Source organism: Candidatus Cloacimonadota bacterium (assembly GCA_011372345.1).
Lineage (GTDB): Bacteria > Cloacimonadota > Cloacimonadia > Cloacimonadales > TCS61 > DRTC01.
This window is the reverse complement of sequence record DRTC01000620.1, coordinates 1-4,513: the sequence shown is the minus strand read 5'-3', so window position 1 is coordinate 4,513 and position 4,513 is coordinate 1. Positions and strand designations below refer to the sequence as shown.

General features: G+C 36.5%; 6 protein-coding genes. All 6 read right to left on the bottom strand.

Annotated elements, in window-relative coordinates:
* Nucleotides 1-862, bottom strand: an 862-nt coding sequence (locus ENL20_11885; protein HHE39255.1) for an AarF/ABC1/UbiB kinase family protein, incomplete at its 3' end; no start/stop codon positions are given.
* Nucleotides 859-1,167 (bottom strand): phasin superfamily protein, encoded by a 309-nt coding sequence (locus tag ENL20_11880; GenBank protein HHE39254.1) that lies wholly within the window; start codon nucleotides 1,165-1,167, stop codon nucleotides 859-861. The genes ENL20_11880 and ENL20_11885, both read right to left, overlap by 4 nt.
* Nucleotides 1,168-1,169: 2 nt before the next feature.
* The gene (locus ENL20_11875; protein HHE39253.1) at nucleotides 1,170-2,375 is read right to left on the bottom strand and encodes a DUF2156 domain-containing protein; all 1,206 of its coding nucleotides are present in this window, start codon (nucleotides 2,373-2,375) and stop codon (nucleotides 1,170-1,172) included.
* Between the two features lie 56 nt (nucleotides 2,376-2,431).
* A complete protein-coding gene (locus ENL20_11870) occupies nucleotides 2,432-2,878 on the bottom strand; it encodes a divergent PAP2 family protein (protein HHE39252.1) in 447 nt (148 codons plus the stop codon).
* Between the two features lie 18 nt (nucleotides 2,879-2,896).
* Nucleotides 2,897-3,838, bottom strand: coding sequence for a patatin (locus ENL20_11865; GenBank protein ID HHE39251.1), 942 nt, complete (start codon nucleotides 3,836-3,838; stop codon nucleotides 2,897-2,899).
* A gap of 10 nt (nucleotides 3,839-3,848) precedes the next feature.
* A complete protein-coding gene (locus ENL20_11860; GenBank protein HHE39250.1) occupies nucleotides 3,849-4,511 on the bottom strand; it encodes a hypothetical protein in 663 nt (220 codons plus the stop codon).
* Nucleotides 4,512-4,513 lie beyond the last annotated feature (2 nt).

The following is a 4,513-nucleotide window of genomic DNA, read 5'->3' as shown; positions in this document are numbered from 1 at the left end:
ATATTTGTTTCAGAACAAGATCACAACCTCGACCTGCAATGAGCAAAGGGTCATTTTCCGCTTCTCTTAACGCTTTCAGGTCTGATACTTTGATGCCGTCGATAAACTCCATTGTCAGGATTTTTTTCGTAGAATATTCTTTATAAACTTCAGGAACATAGATCGACAGATCGGTTTGGAAATTCCTCCCGAACCGCTCGATGTGCGAAGATTCAATATTGAAATCTATTTCCTTACGGATAGAGCGTTCAAATTCTTTTACTGTTTCAACCGGATTCAATATTTCCATTTCAGTGATGTGTTTTTCCATTAACAGAGAAAGATGAAACATTATTTCCAGGTCTGTTTCGATGATTTTTTGAATTCCGGTGCGCTGCACTTTAACCGCAACTTTTTCTCCGCTGAATAATTCCGCTCGATAAACTTGGGCTATGGAAGCGGAAGCAATCGGATCAGGATCAAAATTTTTAAAAAGTTCTGCAATTGGTTTTCCCAATTCCTGCTCGATCATTTTTTCTGCTTCTTCATTCGGCATTGGAGGAACTGAATCCTGAAGTTTTTCAAGTTCAATCAGCAGAGGTTCCGGTAAAATATCCGGACGGTTGCTCATGATTTGACCAAGTTTGATAAAGGTCGGACCCAATTCCTCCAGAACCATTCTAATTCGTTCCCACCGTGATAAAGAAGTTGTTTTCTCAATTTTTTTATTGGGAATGAACTTCTTTCCGAAATCGAGATATTTTTCGATTTGAGAGTTGGTGATCAGATCACCAAAACCGTGCTTAAAAAGCACGGTTATGATTTCCCGATAACGATTTATATGACGATAAGTCCGTCCGATCAATCCGATTTTTCGTATCATTCTTTGCCTGTTTCTGCTCTCAATTTTTCCAGTTTTATGATCCTTTTTTCTAATCTGTTGAAATCTTCGCGAGTTGGAATATCTAATTTTTCCAAAGTCTTTTTCACAAGTTTCTGAACTTGATTTTCCAAATCCTCTCTTGCTTTTTCAGATTGCTTCAACAGGTCGTTAATCATTCTTTTCCCTTCTTCAGCGGTAAGTTTGCTTTCTTCCGAGATTTTCTTACCTAATTCCTCGATTTTGTCTTTGGTCATCGAAGCGATGCCAATTCCGGTTAACATTGTTTTTTTCAATAGATCAAACATAATTATTCCTCCTTTTCAGTTTGATATTTATTAATTTTTATACTGCCCGGGATTTTTTGCAAAGTCTTTTTTGTCGTCGCAACAGCCTTCTGACTTGTCCCTTTGATCCCCTTAATTACACTTCCGGAAGTAGAACCGATAAATCCAACCGATTCATCTTTTATTTTATTAATACCTTTCCAGGCACGATTGATCTGATTTAAAAGTTTCTCGGTTACACTGGTAGGATCATAAACTTTCAAAAGAGCATACAGAATAACCGGATTGAATCGTGACGGAGAAAATGCCAGATAACGACCTTCCCAGGAAGTTGGTCCGAATTGTCTTTTAAATTTATAAAGCGGTTTGAATCTGTGAAAATATCCCAGACGATCAAACGCCAATTTTAATGCTGTTTTAATGATGCGACTTTGATCCGAATCAGTTGTGTGCTCGTATGATAAAGGAGCAGTTCCAAGCGTTGCCATTTTGTATCCTTGTTCCTTTAAGATACGAAAGGATTCTGTAAACAATAACTGCGGCAATCCGTTAGGAGTTTTTTCTTGGCGGCGCATCACATCGAAATAAATTCCGTTTCTTGTGTAAACCGGAGTGCAGACAACAAATGCTTCAACCTTGTTATCCAAAAGTGCGAGGAAATATTTTCGTTCTTGGGGATTATCAAGAGCAGGTTCTCCAATCAGAAAAGCGAATTCACCGGAACCTTTGAATTTTTGCCAGATTGCAGAAAGTTCTTCCATCTCTTTTTCCCATTCCGGTTCTCTCTTCAAAAGCGGATGATATTCCACAATTGACAACCCTTGCTTTTTCGCTTGATTTATGTTTTTCCGCAAACCTCTGAACTTGCTTCCTGACAACGAAAATTCTTCTAAATCGAAAATTGGTTCCTCTCCGATTTTGATCATTCCAAAACCCATTTCTGCAAGAATATCTTTGCTTCGTTCCGTCACAGATTGGAAACAACAACGCCATTTTTGGTCTTTGCAGAATTGTTTGAATTCAGTTACGAAATTTCGAATATCGGAAGGATCACAGACAGGATCACCCGCTGCCATTGCAACATTGGCTCTAACAACATAAGCGATCACACCATCTATTCCCGAAGATGAATAGAAATATGATTTATCATTTCTTAAAATATTGTATGATTGGGAATGATAGCCAAAGCGTTTTAGCAATTCCTTGATTTGAGTGATTTCATTTTGCATTTTTAAAAATCCCTTTTTAAAAAATAATAAATGTTACTCATTTAATACCAATGTTTTTAACTCATCACAAAAGCAATTGCTACTCCAAGTAGAGCACCGGCAAGAACTTCGAGAGGAGTATGACCGATTAATTCCTTCAGGTTTTCTTCAAAAAGTATAGCATTTTCTTTCTTGCGAATATTATCTATCATTTTGTTTAGAACAATTGCTTGTTTACCCACTGCCCGACGAACACCGGTGGCATCATACATAACAACTACTGCAAATATTATACTGATAGCAAAAAAAACAGATTCCACACCTTCCGATATTCCCACTGCCGTAGCAAGAGAAGAAACTGATGCAGAGTGGGAACTCGGCATACTTCCGGTATCAAGATATTTTCTGAAATTCAATTTCTTTTCTTTGAATATATAAAAAATAACTTTTATTGTTTGCGATACTACCAAAGAAACAACAACTATATCCAATATTCTGTTTCCAAGAATAAATCCTTCTCCCATAAATTTCTCCTGCTTTTTTTATTTTTCTTTTAAAACTTCTTTGGCAGATTTATAACCTTTTTCGATTATTTCTTCTGCTTTATAAAAATCGAATATATTAATATTTCCTACTTCCGGTTCAATTAAAACATCCGGTTTGTATAATTCTACAGATAGTTTGATCAATCTTTCCTGAATGATCTGAACCGATCGATTTAATATTTTTTTCATCCCCGGCAAATCTTCTTTTTCTTTTTGTTTGCGGAAATTCGTTATACATTTATTTTCAATGATCAAATCTTCTAGTTTTCTTTGCAGTACGGGAATGATTTCGAGAGGTTTCTCCAAATTTATTTTATTATTGGATTTTTTGTCAGGTTTCGATTCAGGCTTATTTTTTGATGACAAAATATTAACTGCAATAATGAAGTCCGCTCCCATTTCGCGAGCAACATTGATCGGAACAGGATTGACCAGACCACCGTCAACAAGAACAATATTGTTTCGGATTACCGGTTGAAAAACAATTGGAATTGAAATACTGGCACGAATCGCTTCTACGAGATTGCCTTTATTAAATCGGATTTCCTCTCCTGTGATTATATCGGTTGCTATTGCTGTGAAGGGAATTTTCAAATCTTCGATGTTTTTGTTACCCAATATCGAGGTTAAAAAATCCTGAACTTTTGAACCTGTAACCAAACCTGATTTTCCAAATCCTGGAGAGAAGAGCTTTGCTGTGGATGTGAGATCGGTTTTTAGAGCAGTATCTTCAATTTCTTTGATACTTAATCCGATGGCGTAAGCACCTCCGATCAAGGCTCCGATACTCGAGCCGGTAATAAAATCAATTTTTACATCCATTTCTTCTAAAAATTTTATCACTCCGATATGAGATAATCCTTTTGCGCCACCACTGCCGAGAACCAAACCCACTTTTTTCTTTTTAAAGTGTTTCATTAATTCATTTTTCCATTCCATAATTATTTCCTCATTTTTTTTCTGTGAAATTATTCACTTTATGTTTTATATTTGCTTTGATATTTATTGCTTGTTTCAACGCTACATTTTTCAAATCTCCAATGAAAGATGCGTGTGTGATCAGAAGAAGTGAAGGCAGGAATGTGATCGAAGCAGTGGCACTTATCACCATTGTCAGAGCGATCAGCCAGCCGAATCTCTGCATCGGAACAATGCTTCCCAATAATAGTGTGAGGAAACCCAGCATTACGGATAAAGCATTTATTATGATAGCCCTTCCGGTTGTTTGCAGTGTGGTTTCAAGAGCATTTTCTACGCTGTTTTTATTGCTGATCTCAAAATGAAAGCGATTATTGAAATGAATCGTATAATCAATTCCGATTCCCACTGCAACACTTCCGATCATTACGGTTGCAGCATCTAAAGGAATTTTGAAAATCCACATAATTGCAAAATTGAAAAGAACAGTCAGTATTATCGGCAAAATGGAAATCAAACCACCGATAAATGATTTGAATTGAATTGCCAATAAAATCAAGACAAGACCGATTGCAAAAAGAAGGCTGTATTTCTGGCTGGAAACAATGTTGTTGTCGATGTCTTTATAAATTATCGGCATCCCTGTTTGCTGTAAATTGAGGGAGATCAGAGAGAGTTGATCATCATTATTTATGT